We start from the raw sequence: 20,450 nt of genomic DNA on the forward strand, positions 1-20,450 counted from the left end.
TGTCGAAACTTTTCTACTCAGTTTCGACAGGTTTATATTAAATCGAATGCTCTTGCGTAATTCGAAATCTCGAAAAACGATTTGGTATTAAGTTTATCACGAATATTTCTTCTATGCGTATCAACAGTTGTTGGAGAAATGTGCAATTCGTTCGCAATTTCGATAGAACTTTTACCCAAAGCCATTTCTCTCAAAATGGTTTTTTCACGCTTACTGAGTTTAGAAAAACTGCTATAATTATTTCTTAAAAAATTATTTTCTTCGAGCAATCTATCCGCCTTAGAAGCCAGATGATGCATCGCATCAATTGGTATTGAAATGGTTAAAGATAAAAGCGGTACCCCGTTATTATCCCTAAAAAAAATTTTTGTACTCGATAAATGCCATCTCCATCCTTTTGTACCAGGAAATTTTAGCTGCTGATAATAACTGAGTGTTTCATCATGCTTATTTCTCTCCATGAATGAGATAATTTTTGGCACGTAATCTTTAGCATCTTCAGGATTAAAATAATTAAAATAGTACTCTGCACTACTAAGTTTACAAACTTCTTCCAAGCTCAATTGTAATTGACTTAGGCCTAATCTGTTCATGTATGCTACTTCCCAATTTAGGGTTTCGTGAACGATAACAGCACCGGGTAAATGTTCAAATGATTCTGCATGCTCATCTAAAAGACTCAGCATTTCCGCAGTAAGAATAGGTTTGTAGTAGCTTAACATTAATTTGAGAGGTTGGGATTATCCATGCAAAATACTTAAAATTAAGTAGATAGCCCCATATGTTCTCAAATTTATTATGCTAACTCAAATACTTCCCAACAATTGGCATTCGCCTGCCCATTCCAAATGCTTTTGGAGAAACCCTTAAAATTGGCGGGGTTTGGTATCGTTTAAACTCTGCAACATTAACCATTTTAAGTATCCTGGTAACTAAAGCTTCATCATATCCCTGAGCAATAAGAGCCTTCGAGCCTTGTTTTAATTCGATGTGTTGATATAAAACTTTATCTAACAAATCGTAATCAGGTAACGAATCAGAGTCCTTCTGGTCTGGTCTTAATTCTGCTGAAGGTGGTTTTACAATCGTATTAACCGGAATAATTTCCTTTTCGGTATTTATGTATCTCGCCAGTTGAAAAACCTGGGTTTTGTACACATCGCCAATTACCCCAATAGCGCCACACATATCGCCATAAAGTGTACCATAACCAACAGCACACTCGCTTTTGTTTGATGTGTTTAGCAAAATATAGCCGAATTTATTACTCATCGCCATATTTATAATTCCACGGATACGGGCCTGAATATTTTCTTCTGTTAAGTTAAAAGGCAAACTTTTAAACGCTGGAGCAAGCATATTATCAAATGCTTCAGCAGCATCTTTTATCGGGATAATTTCGTGCATACAGCCAATATTTTCAACCAAATCTAAGGCATCTTGAACAGAGTGATCAGATGAAAATTTAGATGGCATTAACACAGCCATTACGTTTTCTGCGCCAAGTGCTCTGCATGCTAAAGCGCAAACAACGGCAGAATCAATACCGCCAGATAAACCTAAAACTGCTTTGCTAAAACCCGATTTTTGAAAGTAATCTTTAATACCTAAAACCAAGGCGTCGTGAATTTGCTCAATATCTGTTAAGCGTGGTGCTGCCGGATATTTGTTCTTTACATTTTCTATTTCATCTAAATCGAAAACTTGCAAATCCTCCTCAAAATATTTCATTTCTGCTTTTGTAGCGCCTTCTGAATCAAACACTAAAGAACCGCCATCAAAAATAATTTCAGTTTGAGCACCAACCTGATTAACATAAAATACAGGCAGGTTATATTTCTTAGCATTATCAGAAAGTACCTTTATACGTTCATCATCATGCGTGTAAGAAAATGGAGAAGCGGCAATATTTATCATAACATCTGGCTGCTCTTTTATCAATTCATCCATTGGAATAGAAACGTATAATGGATTATCATTAATGTTCCATAAATCTTCACATATGGTTAAAGCAATCTTTTTTCCTTTAAAATCGATACACTGAAACTTCGTAGCAGGTTCAAAATAACGGTATTCATCAAAAACATCGTAAGTTGGTAGCAAAGCCTTTTTTGTTACAGCTTTTACCTTTCCGTTTTCTATAAAATAGGCTGCGTTAAACAAATCTTTCCCTTGCAAGACATCATTTTTAACCGGCAAACCAACTATACAGGCAATATCTTGGCAATGCTCAGCAATTGTTAAAGCCGATTTTTCGCAAAGCGATATAAACTCATCAAATTCTAAAAAATCGCGTGGCGGATAACCACAAATCGCCAATTCTGCAAAAACCACCAAATCTGCACCTTTACTTTTAGCGGCTTTAATATTGCTGATGATTTTTTCGGTATTGGCCTCGAAATTTCCAATGTGGTAATTAAGTTGAGCTAGAGCTATTTTCATGTAATGTAAAAAATTTAAAAGAATATGCCAAAGTTTAATGCAAGGTAATGGTTTCTGCTTTCGCGACTCCCATCTTTTACAATGTTAGTAAAACCATTATTAAAAGTTAAGCCGGCAAGTACGCTGGTATTTCCAGAAATATCGAACTCGCCACCGCCGCCAATAACTAATCCGGCACGGTAGAACCTTGAAAAATCAGAAATATTTTGATTGTCGCCTACGTTTACGTTATTTCTAACAGCATCTTGTTTGGCACTAATGTTAAACGCATTTGATAAACCGAATTGCCCGTACCATCTTTTGCCATCTTCTTTTAAAGTTTTAAGCTTAATTGTAAGTGGAATCTCGATGTATTGCATTTTATATCTTAAATCGTACGTAACAGGTATTCCTGCACTACTACTAGATATATGATACGGATTTACATTAACCTCGGTACTTTTTCCATTAATTGTTGTAATGGTTAATGCCGTAGAAAAACTATAATTCGGTGCAAAATTAAAATCGCCCATAATACCGTATGAAAATCCTAAACCTACACCGTTGGTTTTACCCTGTTCTGGTTTTATCCAGCCAATTGTTGGCGTTGCAGTTAAACCTAGTCTGAAACCATAATTTGGGCCACCAAAATTTTGAGCTAAAGCAGCAAAACTTAAAAATGATAAAAGTAAAACGGTCGTTATTCTTTTCATACCTTATGTGTTTATATTTGTCTATAATGAAGTATAACGTAAAACACCAGCAAATTTATCTAATTTTTCTGTTTGCCTTAGTATTTATTTCCTGTAAGCAAGGTAATCGACCGGATGTTAGCAATATAAAACTTGATATTAAGATTGAGCGTTTTGATAAAGACCTTTACTCAGGAAAAGCAAATGATGTTACTGCAACCGATAAAAAGTTAAATACAAAATATGGCGTTTTTTATGATGATTTCCTTCATAAAATTCTGGATAGCAGGTATTCAAATACCGAATCTCTTTACAATTTATATAATGATAAAGCCTACACAGATTTAACGAACGAAGTAGATAGCGTTTTCCTGAATTTAAAAGCGCAGGAAGAAGGTTTGACTGAAACCTTTAAATACATCAAATATTATTATCCGAAGGCAAAAATTCCTAAAATCGTTTCGTTTGTATCGGGTTTTGCATATCAAATGCCAGTTGGCGATAATTATTTAGGCATAGGTTTGGATATGTTTTTAGGGAAGGACAGTAAATTTTATACTGCCATAGTTAAAAGTGTTCCGCTTTATTTATCGAAGAGATTTACACCGGAATATATTGTACCTCGTGTGGCAGAGACTTATGCCCACGAAGAACTTTTTCAGGAACCTGATGGAGATAGAACTTTATTATCAAAAATGATTTTCCAAGGTAAAATTTTATATTTCTTAGATCAGGTTTTACCAGAAAATATACCCGACTCGATAAAAATTGGCTATACAAAAGACCAATTAGGATGGGCACAAAATTTTGAAACAGATATTTGGGCATATTTTTTGGAAAACAATTTTCTATATGAAACAGATTACCATAAAATACAAGTTTTTCTATCCGAAGGACCTTTTACACCTGGCTTGGGCGAGAACAGAGATTCTGCTCCAAAACTTGGTGTTTTTACAGGGTGGCAAATTGTAAAGAAATATATGGAAACGCATCCAGATGTTACTTTAAAACAGCTTATGGCAGAAAACGATGCACAGAAAATATTGAATCAATCGAAATACAAACCGAAAAGGAAGTAAGTTTTGATTGAAAATTATCTATGAACTAATGACGAATCAACCAAACATCCAAGAACCTAAAAAACCAAAGAAAGTAGGTATAGTTTTATCAGGAGGTGGAATTAGAGGAATTGCCCATTTAGGAATATTAAAAGCCTTCAGTAATCTTGGGATAACTTTCAGCCACATCAGTGGTACAAGCGCAGGTGCAATTGCAGGAGCATTTTTTGCGGCAGGTATCGACCCCGAAGAAGGTTTGAATATCTTCCTTAAAACAAAATTATGGCGTTTTGTTCGTCCTGCTGTTGGTTCACTTGGTTTAATAAATATTGAAAACACCTCACAAATTTTAAAAGAATATTTCCCTGAAGATTCAATTGAGAAACTCAAAATTCCGTTAACCATTGCTGCTGTTAATTTTAGCGAAGGCAAATTAGTTTATTTCACTAAAGGGCCCCTAATCAGAGCCATTCATGCATCGAGCTGTATTCCGGGTATTTTTAAACCAATTATGATTGATGGACAAATGTACGTTGATGGTGGAATTTTAAATAACTTTCCGGTTGAACCTTTAATGAATGAATGTGATTTTATTATTGGTTCATCTTGTAATCATTTAAAGGCAGTTGATAAAATTACGGGAATAACCAATTTGCTTGGTCGGGCCGGATTGATGTCTATAAACCATGATATGGAGCGTAAGGCAAAATTCTGCAACGTAGTTATAGAACCAAAAGGTTTAGGCGCCATTAGCACCTTCGATATGAAACGTGCTGAAGATATTTATTGGTTAGCCCATGAAGAGGCTTTAAACGTTATTAAAAAAACACCTACAATTAGGGAATTGATAACGAAGTAAAACTTAAGTATATCCGTCATTTCGAGCGAAGCCGAAAACCACGCAGTGCTCAGCGAAGCTAAATCTTTGTAATTGATAAAGATTCATTGATTACTTCGTTATAAACAGATAATCCTCTACTTCAACTTAACCAGTCGCTCTCCTTCTAAAACAGGAATCGCTGTGCAAACATTCAATTGCAAACAGAATACAACATCTTCTTCTATATTCAGCTGTGCTAAACGATGGCTGTGCGACGATTTATGTAGATATTTTCGCAAATCATCTTTAGCTAATAAATATAAATCTTCAGCAGCAACGCTCGAATCATCAAAATGTTCGAAGTTTTTACGCAATTTATTTACAACAGCACCTGCAAATAAAGTATCTTCTAAATTAAATTGGTCTTTCCAGCCTGCACAAAGCAATAAAACATTTTTGTCTTGGCTTGCCAAATACTCACAAAGCGAATCAAGATTTAAAAAAGAACCAATCACAACCTGATATGCTCTTTTATTAGCCAAATGAAGTGCTTTAGTTCCATTAGTTGTGGTTAGCACAATAGTTTTACCTTCAACTTTTTCTTTTGTGTAAGAGAATGGCGAATTTCCAAAATCGTAGCCTGCAACAACCTCACCATTACGCTCAGCTGCTAATAAATAACCCTTATCAGCAAAAGTTAAGCAATCCTCAACATTTGCGACCGGAATAATGGCTTCAGCACCATTTTCTATCCCATAAGTTAAAGAAGAGGTTGCCCTTAAAATATCAATAACAACCACAATACTCTGTTCAATATCGTATAAATCAATCAGGGCAGGCGTTAAACAAACTTCAATTTTTTTCGACATATTCTGAGTATCGAGTACAAAGTATCAAGTAGCAAGACAATCATCTTGATACTTGATACTAACTACTTATATCTATTTATAAAAAGGAAACTTAACAACTTTAGCTTTAATTGGCGTGTTGCGGATATTAATAAAAATTTCAGTTCCTTCTTTAGCGAAATCTTTGGCAACATAACCCATACCAATTGCTTTTTGTAAAGATGGAGCTTGCGTACCAGAAGTAACCTTACCGATTATGTTTCCTTCCGCATCAGCAATTTCATAATCATGGCGAGGAATTCCTCTATCAATCATTTCAAAACCAACCAATTTCTTTTGAATACCTGCTTCTTTTTGAGCCTGTAAAGCCTCAGAATTTGTGAAGTTTTTAGAAAATTTAGTAATCCAACCCAAACCAGCTTCTAACGGTGAAGTAGTATCATCAATATCATTCCCGTATAAACAGAAACCCATTTCTAAACGCAAAGTATCACGGGCACCCAAGCCAATTGGTTTAATATTGTTCGGCGCACCAGCTTCAAAGATTGCATTCCAGATTTTATCAGCGTGTTCGTTATCAAAATAAATCTCAAAACCTCCTGCTCCAGTGTAACCAGTTGCAGAAATCACAACATTTTCTACACCTGCAAAAGTGCCTTTAACAAAAGTATAATACTCCATAGAAGCTAAATCAACTTCAGTTAAACTCTGCAAAGCATCTGCAGCTTTCGGACCTTGAATGGCTAACAAAGAAGTTTTATCAGAAATATTATGCATTTCAACCGCTTTATCATTAAACTGTTGAATCCAGTTCCAATCTTTTTCTATGTTCGATGCATTTACAACCAGCATATACGTTTTTTCATCTATGCGGTAAACCAAAAGGTCATCTACAATACCGCCATCCTTGTTCGGAAGGCAAGAATATTGCACCTTACCATCGTAAAGTTTCGATGCATCGTTACTGGTAACACGTTGAATTAAATCTAAAGCATTTTCGCCTTTTAAAATAAATTCTCCCATGTGGCTCACATCAAAAACACCAACACTGCCACGAACGGTAGCATGTTCTGCGTTTATTCCCTCGTAAGTTACCGGCATATTGTAGCCTGCAAACGGAACCATTTTAGCACCTAATGAGATGTGTTTTTCTGTTAAAGCGGTATTTTTCATTGTTAGAATGTGTTATTTATTTCTAAAGCGACTTAATTTTAACTTTAACCGCTCCGTATGTTTATTCTTGCGGCAAAACTACTAAGAAAAAGGGAATGTTTTGGGTAAAATTTTATCGGGATTTGGAAATGTATGTAAGCGTTTCATAGGTACTTTAGCCCCGCTATTCGTTCCAATCTTTTTTAACCTTCTTGTCATTCGGAGGAACGAAGTTGCTGCAATTAAAAAAGCATTTCCACTACTATCGGGTTTATTTAACAAAAACCTATGCATAAATAATAAAGCCTGTTCCCCTCAAGATTTTCAATTACTAAATTCCAAAACATATTTTATAATTTAAGGGCTTCATTTAAATCTGAAAAAATTAAACCATGAAAGCAACAAAATACAGTGAAATGAGCACAGAAGAATTGATTAAAAATGAAAAATCAATCAAAGTAATTACTGCAATGCTCGCCGGAATGCTTGGTGTTTTATTTGTAATTAATATTATTACAGCATTTAAAAAAGGTTTTTCTGCATTATCTGTTGTTCCTATAGCGCTCTTACCTATCGTAATTATAAACTTCAGCAATTTAAAGGAAATTAAAAAAGAGTTGAATTCAAGAAATGCCTTATAATTTTTTTATAGATAAAATTTGGTTTGTAAATTTTTATACACTTACTTTGTATTTCAAAGCACTTTAAAAACAAGAGTTATGACTAACCAAAAACAATTTACCCAGAATACTTCACAAAAAACAATGCTTAAGTACGCATTAAAAGGTGGAAGCCTAGCGCTTATGCTTAGCGTTAGCTTTATACTATTTTTAATTCTAGCATCTGAAACCAAATTTGGGTTTTGGGCAATACTATCTGCAGTCAGCGTTACCTTTACTGGTTTTTGCGGAGGTGCTATTTATTCGCTAATAAATAATTTTATGCAATTATATGGCTGGAAAAAAACAGCATTTAACGTTTTGTTCGCTGTGCTTTTTTGTGTTTCCTTATGGTTGAGTTTAATTTTAGCACTTGCAGCTACTGGCTTATGGGATTAAAATCATTTAGAAAAGTTTATGAGTAGCTTTAACTAGCTAAAAGCTGCTCGTAAACTTTGAGCATATTACCCGCAACCAAATGAACGCCATGTTCGTTTTCGACGGTTTTACGGGCATTATCACCAATTTCCAACCATCTTTTTGGGTTAATGATACATTGGAGAATAGAACGGTAAAATTCATCGGCAGAATTTGCGATTAAAATATCATGCCCATGCCTGCAATTTATACCTTCGGCAGCTGTTGGCGTTGCAATAATGCATTTCTTCATCGCCATACCTTCAATAATTTTCACCCGCATTCCCGTTCCTGAAATTAAAGGCACAATCATAATGGCCTTCGAATTCATAAATTCTACAGCATCAAAAACCTCGCCTTCTACAATCAGATTATCAGAGTCGTATTCAAAAAAATGCTTCTGCATATTTTTTCCGGCAATGTAAAAGCGTAAATCTTTATTTAACTTTTCAATATCCGGCCAAATATCATCCAAAAACCATTCTAAACCTTCCTGGTTTGGACGCCAATCCATTGCCCCTAAATGAAAAAGTGTTGGAAAACTGGTTTTACTGTTATCGATTTTATATTTTTCTAAATCTATCGCCACCGGAAAGACCGACATTGGTATTTCACAACCAAACATTAAAATGCTTTGCCTGTCTGGTTCACTAATGGCAAAAATATGGTGAAATCGATTAATTTGTTCTGTTTCGTATGCTTTTAAGCGTTGCGCTAAAAATGCCAGATACTTTCTTCGGATAAGGAAACTTTCAGAATGAGAAAGTCGTTCCCACATGGTAAATTCGATATTATGTGCCCGATAAATCAGCTTTGCATTACTATTCGCTTTAACAATATCAAGGTAAGGCACCACAAATAAGCCTTCAAACTGAATGATATCAAAAACATTCTCCCGGAGTACATTTTCTAAAATCCTTGCAGCTTCTTCATCATAATACCGGGAGACGTTATAAGATTCATTGGTGAAAATATTAAAAAATGCTGACCATACATTTACTTCAGTATCTAAATCGCAACTGTGGTATTTTATTTTTTCGAAAACAGGGCCGGTAATTTCTTCAATATCAATTCTTGAATTTGCCGGATTCAAACTAAACAAAGTAATATCTGCACCAAGCTGAAGCAAACCTTTCATGGTGTTATAAACCACAATTGGATAGCCGCTATTTGGCGGAAATGGAACCCGTTTAGTAATTAGCAGTATTTTCACAATGTTGTGAAAATACGAAAATTAGGCGTTTTTTGAAAACAATTCGAGCTGTGGTGCGCTAACATTAAATGTTTTACGGTGAAATGGCGAAAGCCCGATTTCCAGCACCGCTTTTCTATGTGCAATAGTTGGATAACCTTTGTTTTTGCCCCAATTGTAATGTGGATAATCTAAGTGAAGATTAGTCATAAATTCATCGCGATGCGTTTTTGCTAAAATAGAGGCCGCGGCAATATTCAAATACTTTCCATCACCTTTAATAATGCAACTGTGCGGTATTTCAGGATAAGCTTTGAAGCGGTTTCCATCAACTACCAAATAACCCGGACGAGTGTGAAGTTTCTCAACCGCTCTGTGCATTGCTAAAAAAGAAGCGTTTAGAATATTAATTTTGTCGATTTCTTCATGGTCGCAAGAGGCAACTGCCCAGGCTAATGCTTCTCTTTCAATAATTGGGCGAAGCAAATTGCGTTGTTCGTGTGTTAATTGTTTTGAATCGTTTAAGCCTTCCAGCACGAAACCTTTTGGCAAAATTACCGCTGCTGCAAAAACTGGACCGGCCAAACAACCTCTCCCCGCTTCATCGCAACCTGCTTCTAAAAAATCTTCCTGATAACAATTTAATAACATAACGCAAATTTAAAGAATAACGATTAATTTTTGCCTAACCGGTACGGATTGATTAAATTAGTTTTAAACAATCAATCATGAGGAAATACAATGAAACATTAGCCGCAAGAATCGCTGAAAAGTTAATGCATTTACCAGATGTTGAAGAAAAAGAAATGTTTAGCGGATTGGTTTTTATGGTTAATGGCAAAATGTGCATCGGGGTTTCCAAGCAAGATTTAATGTTGAGAATAAATCCTTCCGATTTGGAAAGCCTGAATAATAAAGATGGCTGGCAACAAATGACAATGGGAAATAAAGTAATGAATGGATATATACTTGTTTCTGAAGATGTACTTAACCGTAATGATGAGTTAGACTTCTGGATGAAACTTGCACTCGATTTTAATCCGCTTGCCAAAGCTTCGAAGAGAAAAGTTAAACGCTAACATTTTGCCCTTTAACATCAAAAGCATCGCGTAAGCCGATTGCCAAAACATTAAAAGCATAAACCGTAAGCATTATTGCTAAACCCGGTAGAACTGCTAAATAAGCTGCATCCATAATAATGTAGCCATAATGTTCTTTAATCATACTACCCCAACTTGGCATTGGTGGTTGTGCGCCGAAGCCTAAAAAACTTAATCCTGTTTCTAATAAAATAGCCGACGCAAAATTTGCTGATGCTACAACTAATATTGGCCCGGCAATATTTGGAAGAATATGTTTAATAATGGTTCTGGTAGTGCTAAATCCCAAAGCTCTAGCAGCTTCAACAAACTCCACTTCTTTAAGCGCCATTACTTGTCCGCGTACCAATCTGGCTACATCTACCCATGTTGATAAACCAACAGCAATAAAAATTTGCCAAAAACCCTTACCCAATGCAAATGAAATGGCAATAACTAAAAGTAGCGAAGGCAGAGACCAAACTACATTCATAAACCAACTAATGGCTGCATCGGTTTTACCGCCAAAATAACCAGCAATTGCACCTAAACTTACCCCAATAAAAAGCGAAATTAATACCGCAATTAATCCAACAGAAAGTGAAACACGAATACCCAAAATTAAGCGGCTCAACAAATCCCGACCATAAATATCTGTTCCGAGAAGAAAAGTTTTTTGGTAGATGTTATGCTGTTCGAAGAGCATTTCTACCGTTCCTAACGTGGAAGGCACTTTACAATTCGGACATAAATCTTTTAAGCTGTATTTAGTTTCTGTTGCCTTTTCTTCGCCTATAAACTCAGTAGCAAAAACTGTTTCGCCAGCAATTCTGTATGATGTAATTGGAATACTTTTAAAGTTTGGTTTTTGACCGTTTAACATCCTTTCAAAAAATCCAACTTTTTCAACCTGAGGATAATGTTCAACAATCATAAAGGTGAATTTGGCTCCAGGTTTTTCCTTTGCAATCTGCACCATTTGATGGTTTGCGTTTGGAGAATCATCGGGCATAATTAAATAACCCAAAATGCCCATCAACATCAATAATAAAATAAAGATAAGGCCGCTTAAAGCAAGCTTATTTCTTCTAAATTTTATCCAAACTTTTTTCGATGGGCTATTATCCATTACTTAACCATTCTTCCTTTCCAATTGTATTTTCCGCTGTTTCCTGCCACGCCAATAAATATGATATACAGAATGTGTAAAATGCTTAAAAAAGGCACGAATCCGAGTAAGCTGCGCCTTTTGCTAAAACTTGTTACATCCCATAAAAATAACCCTTCCAAAATCATTTTAGCTAATAATTGGTAAAACATAATTGTCAAATATCCCGGAAGGAATAAGCCAGCAACAAAGTTTGCTAAAATACTAATGTTAAAAACCCATACAAAAACTCCTAAAACGATAATGCCTTTGTTTTTATATCTGGTACTTTTTGAGGCCCACCGCTTTCGCTGTTGAATAAATGATTTTAAATTCTCTTTAGCATGAGTGTAAACAATGGCATCATGGTTTTTCAAAAAGCCTATGTTATTTGGGTACTTCGCTGCAATTTTATGCAGCAACAATTCATCATCACCAGAAGCCAAATCATCAATTCCGGTAAAACCACCAACTTCATAAAACGTTGCCTTTTCATAAGCCAAATTAGCCCCGTTACAAGTAGAAGGTTTTTTGTTGCCGATTGTAGATGCGCCCAAACCAATCAGGTATAAAAACTCCAACGATTGTAATTGCTCAAATAAACTTTTTTCCTGGAAATAACCTACCGGAGAAGAAATCATTTTATAATCCTTTTCCTCGTAAAGTGCGACAATAGTTAATAACCACTTCTCTCCCATTCTACAATCTGCGTCTGTTGTAATAATTAAATCTCCAGAACAGGTTCCAATTGCGGTTTGAATTGCCTTCTTTTTATAAGAATTTAGTGCTTTATCTTCGTTTAATTTAATCAGCTTAACATTTTTATCTGCGTAGCTTAATACAATTTCAGCTGTTTTATCGGTAGAATGATCATCAATTATGATAATTTCTGTTAAAGACTTTGGATAATCCTGAGCAATTAAATCATCTATTGTTTTACTAATATTATTTTCTTCATCGCGGGCAGCAACAATTATCGAAACCTTGGTTTTAGGTTCTCTAATAGTTGGATTAAAGTATGTTAATTTATGCCATCCCCGAATAAAACTAACAACTAATAAGCAATAAACTAAGGTTAATAGCGCAGAAAATAGACTAATCAGATTTAGGATTTCCAAAAAAATTGAGTTTAAAAACGAAATATGTGCCTAATATAGCAGGAATAATAATATTTATAAGCCAAATACTAGCTGTGCATGCAATTACAGCCACATCTTGTTTGGTAATAAAACTAAAAAAATATGATGCCGTTACACTTCTAATGCCTACATCAAACAAATCTAAAGATGGTAATGTAGATTGAACGAAGAACAAAATGCAAATCATCATTACAATATCCAGATAATGAAGTCCGGGAATGAGCCAAGTAAAAAGAATGAAGTATTGCGAACTAAACACAAAATATCTGGCAAGGCAAAACATTAATATTTTAAACAATTCGCCCTTTCTGTATCGGCCTAAAATGCTGTAAAATTTTTTATATTTTCTGGTGATTTTAAAAGATAAAAGAATACCATTTAGCCACCTGATGTTAAAGAAAAATACCAGAAAAAACAGACAAAAAACTACGACTACAATTTCAATAGCAAAAAATAATCGGTAATCTAAATTCATAAACCGATATATAAATGCACTTAAGGCGATTGCTCCGAAGATATTTGTTAAAACCAATTGCCCAATGTTACCAACTGCCATTGCAACAACACCAACAATTCGCCTTTTAGGCGATAAAAAGAAAACTCTGCCTCCATATTCTCCTAATCGGTTTGGAGTAAAAATGGCCAAAGTTAATCCGCAGAAAACAGATTCAATTGCTCTATAAAAGCTAATCTGTTCGATTCTTTGCATCAGATATTTCCACTTTGCAGACTCCAGAAACCAGTTAACGAACATAAGTAGAAATACAAATCCGATTACGCCAATAATCTGAGCTTGTGGAATATCGCTTAAAAGCTGAGTAAAATTCTGCAGATTTTCATTAGCTACCAGCTTATGGTAAATAAACCAAAATGCCAGGATTACAATTGTGGTTTTAACTGATATTGAAAATATTTTTTTATTTCTGGCGGTCAAGTTGCTCTTTTTAGTTTGCAAATATGCTTAATATTGCTGTAATGTTGAGCGAAAAAAAGGAAAGGGTAATTTTGGGGATTGATCCAGGTACAGCGGTAATGGGTTATGGAGTGATTTTGGAAAAAGGAAATAAAACCGAATTGCTAAGCATGGGCGTAGTTAAAATGACTCATTTAGATGATCCTTTTCTTAAACTTCAACGCATTTTTGAAAAAACCGTAGTACTAATCGACCAATATAATCCAGATGTTTTGGCGATTGAAGCTCCTTTTTATGGCAAAAACATTCAGGTGCTTTTAAAGTTAGGCAGAGCACAGGGAACTGCAATTGCAGCAGCGTTATCTCGCAATATATCTGTAACCGAATATTCTCCACGTAAAATAAAGCAATCGATTACCGGAAACGGAAATGCGACTAAAGAACAAGTGGCTGCCATGTTGCAGCGCTTACTAAACTTTAAAGAAACACCAGAGTTTTTAGATGCAACTGATGGTTTAGCCGTTGCAGTTTGCCATTCTTTCCAAAAAATATCAACAAGCGGAAAATCTAAAACTTATTCTGGCTGGGAATCTTTTGTAAGTGATAACAAAACCAAGGTTAAAGGTTTAGCTGCGAAAGCTAAGAAATAGTTTCGGTCGGTGAGACACCGACCGAAAGATTAATCGTCACCCTGAATTCTTTCAGGGTCTCCTTAAAAAATCATTTTAATGAAACGAAGCAATCTCTTTGCTAGAAAGATTGCTTTCCCGAATGCTCGGGATAAACTGTACCTCGCAATGACGTGAGGATTAAACTTAAACTCTCCTTGCTCTATAATATTTAAATACAAATACGCCCAAAACAGCTGCCAAAATTAGCATCCACAAATTTGCTAGCGCTAAAATAAGTTCCATAAAAATACTCCATCCGCTTACAATATTTAGCCATAAACGGGTTGCAAAAGCAGGACGATAATCTGATAAAGTATCATTCGCCACAATCATTGTTTTTACAGTATTATCCTGATAAAAATTAAGTGTAATGTTGCTGTATTTAACCTTACTATCAATCAACATATTTTCTATTTTCTTATCAATCAAATCATCTTTAATTAGCATCGATGTTTCTACATTCGGACTCTTCTTTGTAGCCAATTTATTAATTCTGCCAACAGCCTCAATTCGGTTTTCGGCTTTAAGTTTGTTAGCTAAATAAGCAATGCTTTGGTCGTCCATTTTTAGCGATTGATTATGGACAAAAACCGACATTTGAGCAATGGTATTGGTAAACTCATCTAGTTTTTCTGAAGGTACTTTTGCAACCAAATAGCCCTCAGTACGATATGAAGTAATTTCTTTCAGTGAATCTGCAGATTGTTTTACTTTATCACTTTCCAGTACTACGCTTTGAATAGAAAATTCAGCAACAGTACCGCCTTCGGCTTTAATAACTTTACTTAGTTTCTCTTTCGTGTTTTGAACGTCTTTAACCCGAAACCGCATATCAGCGGTCTTTATAATTTTTTCAGTATTTTCAGCATTAGCTACAGAAGCGCTATCGGCAGCTACAGCATCGGTTGATGCAACAGATTCATATTTCTTTTCAGCATTTTGGCAGCCGAACAAGCCTAAAATTATGGCAATAGCAATAATATTCCTTTTCATGATTCGATGGTTTTAATTTGTAATCATTTTAAAATATTATCTAATGGCCATTAGATTTTTTTCCGACGTTTTGGTTAGTTTAATCGTCTTTTTCCCTTTATACAAAAAAGCGATTTAGGTAACCCATCACAATCCACAGTTAAAGATTTTCAAGTGTTGGTATGTTAGAATAGTTGCCACAGATTTACAGATTATAAAATGACCTCTAATCTGTAAATTTGTGGCCAAAAATTTAGAATGGCGAATCTAAACCTCAAATAGTAAGGTTTACATAAGTAACCTAAACCTGACAGGAGCGAACACGCAGCCGAATTTTTATGAGGCAAGTAAAGCGGATGGCAGGGCTATCGGTACAAAAGCGAATCTGAAACATGCCTTTCTAAAAATAAAACGATTAAAAACAAAAAAGCCAATCATGTATCGAACATAATTGGCTCTTGTATTTAGAGAGAAAATGTGTTATGCACCTAAAATTTTGAAAACGCCTTTAATGGCAATAATTGCTCCGATGAATAAAATAATCCATGAGATTAAAGACATTTGCCAAGAATCGTGAGCGAAACGTAGATAAGTACCAACGATAGAAACGAGTACACCAAAAATTATTAATTTATAAATTCCTGGCTGATTAGCCGTTTGCATACTTTCTGTATTGTGCTTTAATTCGTTGTTCTCCATAATGTTTATTTTTATGATGCTGCAAAAGTAATACTTATTGCTGAATAATTACATAAACTTAGTAACTTTTTAATCGTTCTAAGCGTTGTTTTCCTTTGTCTTTATCACTAAGGTTTTCACCTTGATATAAAGGCTTTTCCCAATCGCCATACATTGGGTTTGGTAATACTATATATTTTACGCCAAACAGCGTTTGGTTGGCATTTACTTGCTCTGTAGTATTCTTATTTTCACGATAAAAAATATTAGAGAAATCGCTTAAATTATCGCCGCAGAGCATTAAGATATTATGCGTTTCAGCAATTTTTTGTCTGCGAGGTTCTTTGTTTGAAGTCCCTTTCGAAACCAACAAATGCGCATCATCTGCGTACGGAAACCCAAAAGCCTGAAGATTTTTTAAAGTTGCTGCATAATCCTTTTCATCGCGATTACTCAGGTAAAAAGTTTCAATATTTTTCGAGGCTGCAAATTTTAAAAAGGCCAAAGCACCGGGAACAGTATCTGCTTTTGCAAGGTTTGTCCACTCTGTCCAATCTGTTGGGTTATAGCTTAATCCTTTTTTAATTTCGTGCCCTTGAAACGGCGAATTATCTAAAACGGTTTCATCAATATCTACAATAACACAATTTGGTTTTTTACTGGTATCTGCCCACAAAGCTTCTTTAAGTGATAAGCGGGCAAAATTATATGCCTGAAAACACAATGCTTTGTATTCGCCTGAAGTTTGCTGCCATAAAACGGCGTTAGTGTAATCTCTGGCCGAAGATTGTGCTTTAACGAAGAAAGGAACGAGTGTTATAATGATAAAGATGTATTTTCTCATATTGTCAAATTAAAATACAAAGGTATTAAACATCTGTTGCTTTGTTCTATTTAAGCGGTTAAAGTTATTACAGTAACATGTATGTTGAAAATGATTTTTTATTACAATTACTATCTTTTTAGTTAATACTTTTTAATAGTTTTGGTGTACACACAAATAAAATCATTACTATGAAATTTAAAAGTTTATTAGGGCTAAGTTTAGCCTTGCTTTGTTTTGCTGCTTGCAAGAAGGAAGGACCAGGAATTGAACCACCTGTTATTGAAAAACCCGATCCATTAGAACTGTTAAAAGATTCCGTTTCGTACATTATCGATGGAAAGCAAATGGTATTAAGAAAATCACAAAGCAGGAGTAATTCTTTAAGAAATGCACTAGCAAATGTTAAGCTTGATTCGTTAGTAAAGCAGAAAGAGTATACCTCAAGCGATAAAGATTCAGTGATGTTTGGAGTGGGCTTCCCTTTTGAAGGTGAGGGAAGAAACGGAATAGATATATCTTTTTTAAAAAAATACAACAAAAATCAGGCTCAGCCACAAACTAACCAAACCATCTTTTTTGTACCTAAAGACAAATTAGATTTATTTTCTATTGGCGAACGTAAATTTGCAATGGATTTTAGTAGAAATAATTCGCAAAATGGTATTGTTTTTGAATTATTTGGAGATAATTATGGTTTGCAAACTAATGGATATTCTAGTCTTGCGTATCATGCGCTTTTAAAGCCTGAGTTACAAAGCCAATCTAAATTTGAAGTCACAAACTTTCAAAAACTAAAATCAGGAAAATATTTGTTAGAAGCAAAATTCAATGCATCAGTGTATCGAGGTGATGGCACAAATATTAAAAAAATTGAGAAAGGATATTTGCGGTTAATAATCAATCCAGAGAACCTTTATTATTAATCAAAAAAACCCATTTCAACTAAGGAGGGCACTGAAAAAGTCCCCTAATTGAAAAGGACAAAAGGAGTAGAAAACTAGTTTTTCTGCTCCTTTTTTTGTATTTTAAAGGTATATTATTACTGCTTTTAAGATGCTTCTTCAACAACAAAAAATCCAGTTTAGCGAGTTTTCCAGGCTTTATGACCTGATTGTTCCCAAAGAGAACTTACTGCGCAAGATTAATGAGCTTATAGATTTTGGTTTTATATATGATGAGCTTCTGGATAAATACTGCCCGGACAACGGGCGTAATGCTGAGAGTCCGGTACGCATGTTTAAATACTTATTGCTGAAAACAATTTATACGGTTTCAGATGTTGATGTGGTAGAACGTTCCCGCTATGATATGTCCTTCAAATATTTCCTGGAGATGTCCCCGGAGGAGGATGTGATCAATTCAAGCTCATTGACCAAGTTCCGAAAGCTCCGCCTCAAGGACATGGATCTTTTAAACCTTCTAATTGGTAAAACTGTTTCCCTTGCATTGGAAAAAGGCATTATTAAATCCAGGTCCATCATTGTCGATGCGACACATTCACTTTCCAGATCCAATCCATATTCACCTATTGAAGTACTCAGGCAACGCTCAAAACTGCTTCGAAAAGCAGTGTACCTAATGGATGATGACTTCAAGGGTCAGATGCCTGAGAAAAATGATTCAAATGATATTCTTAAAGAAATAGAATACTGCAAGGAATTACAAAAAGTTATCGAGTCTGATGAAGCATTAAGTGAAATTCCTGCAGTGAAAGAGAAGCTAAACCTCTTAAAAGAAACAGTAGAAGATACCCAGGATAACTACACCTTATCCAAAGATATGGATGCCAGAGTCGGACACAAAACCGCTGATAGTAGCTTTTTTGGTTACAAAACTCATTTGGCAATGACAGAGGAGCGTATCATAACAGCAGCTGTTGTTACCTCCGGAGAGAAAGGAGATGGTCCTGAGCTACCAAAATTATTGGGTCAGACACAGTCAAACGGAATGGAGGTGGATACTATTATAGATGATGCAGCCTATGCTGGCAAGAACAACCTTAAGCTTAAGGGTTTGAACGGAAATAAGGTTAAGATAGTTGCCAGGATGAACCCTGCTATTACTCATGGTACCAGAAAAGAGGAAGAAAAGTTTGATTACAATAAAGATGCAGATATGTTCGTATGCCCCGCAGGGCACCTGGCTATGTATAAACGGGTGCAGGGCAAAAAGGTAGACAGGAAAAACCAGATGATGACCTATTATTTCGATATCGAAAAATGCAAAGTATGCCCGCTAAGAGATGGCTGCTATAAATCGGAAGCCAAAAGCAGGACTTACTCGGTCGCAATAAAACCAGATGAGCACAAAGAGCAGGAAATATTCCAACAAAGCGAGTACTTCAGGGAAAAGTCAAAACACAGATATAAAATTGAGGCGAAAAATAGTGAATTGAAAAATGTTCATGGATATGACAGAGCAAATTCCTATGGCCTTGAAAGCATGAAAATGCAAGGTGCACTTGCGATATTCGTAGTAAATCTTAAAAGAATCCTCAAATTCTAAAGCGGGATCATCATTGCCACAAAATATCCTAAAAACAACCATAAAATACCAGAATTCGGCGAGAAATCTCAATAGATTGGGCCCCGTAAAAATATAAAAATACTCAAAAAACAAAAAGCGGATGGAGATCTTATAACCTACCCATCCGCTAATCTTTTTATAGACCATTTTTAAGTCTACTTTTTCAGTGCCCTCCAACTAAGAAATGGGTTTTTATATTTAATCCTTCGACAAGCTCAGGATGACAATTCTAATTATCCGTTCAATGCTGCTGCACCACTTACAATCTCAGTTAACTCAGTTGTAATTGCTGCCTGACGAGCCTGGTTGTAAGAAAGTTTCAAGGCTTTCAATAACTCACCAGCGTTTTCAGTTGCTTTATCCATTGATGTCATACGTGCGCCATGCTCAGATGCGTGAGAATCTAACACCGCTTTATATAACTGAATTTTGATTGATTTTGGAATTAATTGCTCTACAATTTCTTCTTGAGATGGCTCTAAAATGTAATCAACATTGGCAGTTTTTTTATCTGCTTTTGTTTCTACAACTTCTTCAACCTTTGGTAAAGGCAACAATTGCTCGGTAGTAATATACTGAACGGCTGCGTTTCTAAAACGATTGTAAACTACTTCCACTTTATCAAACTCGCCTTTTAAAAAGCCAGCCATAATTGCATCCGTAATTTTAGTAACGTTTTCAAAAGTTAACGCGGCATATACTTCGTTGTTGTTACCAATAACGTTGTACTTACGTTTCTCGTAAAAATCTTGTGTTTTTTTACCGATAGAAATAATGCTTACGTTTCCGTTTTTGAATTGTTCGCTATATTTCTCAGCAATTAAATTATTGGCCGCTTTAATTACGTTCATGTTGAAAGCACCAGCCAAACCACGGTTTGATGATACTGTTACAATTAAAACCTTATTAGGTTCACGCTCTTGAATAAAAGGCGATGAAGAACCTTCTAAACTTGCCGAAAGATTTCCTAAAATCTCTTTCAACTTAGTTGCATAAGGACGTAAAGCGATAATTGCATTGGTAGCACGTTTCAACTTAGCCGCCGAAACCATTTTCATAGCTTTGGTAATTTGCTGGGTTGATTGTACCGATGCAATCCGGTTTCTTACTTCTTTTAAATTAGCCATTCTTTTTTAGTATCGAGTATTAAGTATCAAGTATCAAGATTGGATTTTCATCCTGTGTTAATATTTGAAACTCACTAACCTGTATCTAATTAATCTATTTTATTTCATCATTA

22 protein-coding genes are annotated in these 20,450 nt (G+C 35.2%); 8 read left to right on the forward strand and 14 right to left on the reverse strand.

All coding sequences use genetic code 11. The features are described from left to right. Window positions 1–32: 32 nt before the first annotated feature. The 3 genes from ACO05K_RS14250 to ACO05K_RS14260 all read right to left on the reverse strand — a co-directional run bounded on the left by ACO05K_RS14250 (window position 33) and on the right by ACO05K_RS14260 (window position 3,134). On the reverse strand, window positions 33–722 hold the full coding sequence (locus ACO05K_RS14250) for a response regulator transcription factor (RefSeq protein WP_421945097.1): 690 nt from the start codon (window positions 720–722) through the stop codon (window positions 33–35). Between the two features lie 79 nt (window positions 723–801). Then, complete coding sequence (locus ACO05K_RS14255) at window positions 802–2,442, reverse strand: NAD+ synthase (RefSeq protein WP_421945098.1); 1,641 nt, start codon at window positions 2,440–2,442, stop codon at window positions 802–804. Window positions 2,443–2,456: 14 nt separating this feature from the next. Next, the gene (locus ACO05K_RS14260) at window positions 2,457–3,134 is read right to left on the reverse strand and encodes a porin family protein (protein ID WP_421945099.1); all 678 of its coding nucleotides are present in this window, start codon (window positions 3,132–3,134) and stop codon (window positions 2,457–2,459) included. Between the two features lie 26 nt (window positions 3,135–3,160). Here ACO05K_RS14260 and gldB point away from each other — a divergent pair, with 26 nt between their 5' ends. Together gldB and ACO05K_RS14270 are read left to right on the forward strand one after the other, a co-directional pair. Then, on the forward strand, window positions 3,161–4,192 hold the full coding sequence (gene gldB / locus ACO05K_RS14265; RefSeq protein ID WP_421945100.1) for a gliding motility lipoprotein GldB: 1,032 nt from the start codon (window positions 3,161–3,163) through the stop codon (window positions 4,190–4,192). 28 nt (window positions 4,193–4,220) lie between these two features. Continuing rightward, window positions 4,221–5,030 (forward strand): patatin-like phospholipase family protein, encoded by an 810-nt coding sequence (locus tag ACO05K_RS14270; RefSeq protein ID WP_421945101.1) that lies wholly within the window; start codon window positions 4,221–4,223, stop codon window positions 5,028–5,030. Window positions 5,031–5,146: 116 nt separating this feature from the next. On the opposite strand, the gene ACO05K_RS14275 is transcribed toward ACO05K_RS14270, so the two are convergent. Both ACO05K_RS14275 and gcvT read right to left on the reverse strand, forming a co-directional pair. After that, a complete protein-coding gene (locus ACO05K_RS14275) occupies window positions 5,147–5,860 on the reverse strand; it encodes a 2-phosphosulfolactate phosphatase (RefSeq protein ID WP_421945102.1) in 714 nt (237 codons plus the stop codon). 72 nt (window positions 5,861–5,932) lie between these two features. Then, the gene (gene gcvT, locus ACO05K_RS14280; protein WP_421945103.1) at window positions 5,933–7,012 is read right to left on the reverse strand and encodes a glycine cleavage system aminomethyltransferase GcvT; all 1,080 of its coding nucleotides are present in this window, start codon (window positions 7,010–7,012) and stop codon (window positions 5,933–5,935) included. 371 nt (window positions 7,013–7,383) lie between these two features. Here gcvT and ACO05K_RS14285 point away from each other — a divergent pair, with 371 nt between their 5' ends. Beyond that, window positions 7,384–7,632, forward strand: a complete 249-nt coding sequence (locus tag ACO05K_RS14285; RefSeq protein ID WP_421945104.1) for a redox-active disulfide protein 2 — start codon at window positions 7,384–7,386, stop codon at window positions 7,630–7,632. Between the two features lie 78 nt (window positions 7,633–7,710). After that, window positions 7,711–8,049 carry a hypothetical protein gene (locus ACO05K_RS14290; RefSeq protein ID WP_421945105.1) on the forward strand — a complete coding sequence of 113 codons (339 nt, stop codon included), beginning with the start codon at window positions 7,711–7,713 and terminating at the stop codon, window positions 8,047–8,049. A 28-nt stretch (window positions 8,050–8,077) separates the two neighbouring features. On the opposite strand, the gene ACO05K_RS14295 is transcribed toward ACO05K_RS14290, so the two are convergent. Both ACO05K_RS14295 and ACO05K_RS14300 read right to left on the reverse strand, forming a co-directional pair. Then, the gene (locus ACO05K_RS14295) at window positions 8,078–9,280 is read right to left on the reverse strand and encodes a glycosyltransferase family 4 protein (protein WP_421945106.1); all 1,203 of its coding nucleotides are present in this window, start codon (window positions 9,278–9,280) and stop codon (window positions 8,078–8,080) included. Window positions 9,281–9,301: 21 nt separating this feature from the next. Continuing rightward, window positions 9,302–9,910: a ribonuclease HII gene (locus ACO05K_RS14300; protein WP_421945107.1), complete on the reverse strand. Its 609-nt coding sequence runs from the start codon at window positions 9,908–9,910 to the stop codon at window positions 9,302–9,304. Between the two features lie 77 nt (window positions 9,911–9,987). Here ACO05K_RS14300 and ACO05K_RS14305 point away from each other — a divergent pair, with 77 nt between their 5' ends. After that, the gene (locus ACO05K_RS14305; RefSeq protein ID WP_421945108.1) at window positions 9,988–10,338 is read left to right on the forward strand and encodes a TfoX/Sxy family protein; all 351 of its coding nucleotides are present in this window, start codon (window positions 9,988–9,990) and stop codon (window positions 10,336–10,338) included. Here the strand turns inward: ACO05K_RS14305 and ACO05K_RS14310 are convergent. From ACO05K_RS14310 to ACO05K_RS14320, 3 genes are read right to left on the reverse strand one after another with little or no spacing between them, the layout of a single operon-like run. After that, complete coding sequence (locus ACO05K_RS14310) at window positions 10,328–11,467, reverse strand: ABC transporter permease (protein ID WP_421945109.1); 1,140 nt, start codon at window positions 11,465–11,467, stop codon at window positions 10,328–10,330. The genes ACO05K_RS14305 and ACO05K_RS14310 overlap by 11 nt on opposite strands. Beyond that, window positions 11,467–12,603: a glycosyltransferase family 2 protein gene (locus ACO05K_RS14315; RefSeq protein WP_421945110.1), complete on the reverse strand. Its 1,137-nt coding sequence runs from the start codon at window positions 12,601–12,603 to the stop codon at window positions 11,467–11,469. The genes ACO05K_RS14310 and ACO05K_RS14315 overlap by 1 nt, the downstream gene beginning before the upstream one ends. Next, window positions 12,581–13,558, reverse strand: a complete 978-nt coding sequence (locus ACO05K_RS14320; protein WP_421945111.1) for a hypothetical protein — start codon at window positions 13,556–13,558, stop codon at window positions 12,581–12,583. The genes ACO05K_RS14315 and ACO05K_RS14320 overlap by 23 nt, the downstream gene beginning before the upstream one ends. Window positions 13,559–13,599: 41 nt before the next feature. Here ACO05K_RS14320 and ruvC point away from each other — a divergent pair, with 41 nt between their 5' ends. After that, complete coding sequence (ruvC, locus tag ACO05K_RS14325) at window positions 13,600–14,187, forward strand: crossover junction endodeoxyribonuclease RuvC (RefSeq protein WP_421946298.1); 588 nt, start codon at window positions 13,600–13,602, stop codon at window positions 14,185–14,187. A 165-nt stretch (window positions 14,188–14,352) separates the two neighbouring features. Here ruvC and ACO05K_RS14330 read toward each other — a convergent pair whose 3' ends face one another. The 3 genes from ACO05K_RS14330 to ACO05K_RS14340 form a co-directional block, all read right to left on the reverse strand. After that, entirely contained in the window at window positions 14,353–15,201 is an 849-nt protein-coding gene (locus ACO05K_RS14330; RefSeq protein ID WP_421945112.1) for a DUF4349 domain-containing protein, read from the reverse strand. A gap of 459 nt (window positions 15,202–15,660) precedes the next feature. Next, window positions 15,661–15,879, reverse strand: a complete 219-nt coding sequence (locus ACO05K_RS14335; RefSeq protein ID WP_421945113.1) for a hypothetical protein — start codon at window positions 15,877–15,879, stop codon at window positions 15,661–15,663. A 58-nt stretch (window positions 15,880–15,937) separates the two neighbouring features. Then, window positions 15,938–16,702, reverse strand: coding sequence for a 5'-nucleotidase, lipoprotein e(P4) family (locus tag ACO05K_RS14340; RefSeq protein ID WP_421945114.1), 765 nt, complete (start codon window positions 16,700–16,702; stop codon window positions 15,938–15,940). A gap of 170 nt (window positions 16,703–16,872) precedes the next feature. Here ACO05K_RS14340 and ACO05K_RS14345 point away from each other — a divergent pair, with 170 nt between their 5' ends. Continuing rightward, entirely contained in the window at window positions 16,873–17,607 is a 735-nt protein-coding gene (locus ACO05K_RS14345) for a hypothetical protein (protein ID WP_421945115.1), read from the forward strand. Window positions 17,608–17,737: 130 nt separating this feature from the next. Next, window positions 17,738–19,189, forward strand: coding sequence for an IS1182 family transposase (locus ACO05K_RS14350; RefSeq protein WP_421945116.1), 1,452 nt, complete (start codon window positions 17,738–17,740; stop codon window positions 19,187–19,189). 254 nt (window positions 19,190–19,443) lie between these two features. Here ACO05K_RS14350 and atpG read toward each other — a convergent pair whose 3' ends face one another. Next, window positions 19,444–20,337, reverse strand: coding sequence for an ATP synthase F1 subunit gamma (atpG, locus tag ACO05K_RS14355; protein ID WP_421945117.1), 894 nt, complete (start codon window positions 20,335–20,337; stop codon window positions 19,444–19,446). Window positions 20,338–20,450: the final 113 nt, after the last annotated feature.

Origin of the sequence: Pedobacter sp. (assembly GCF_965227205.1) — a bacterium.
Classification (GTDB): domain Bacteria; phylum Bacteroidota; class Bacteroidia; order Sphingobacteriales; family Sphingobacteriaceae; genus Pedobacter.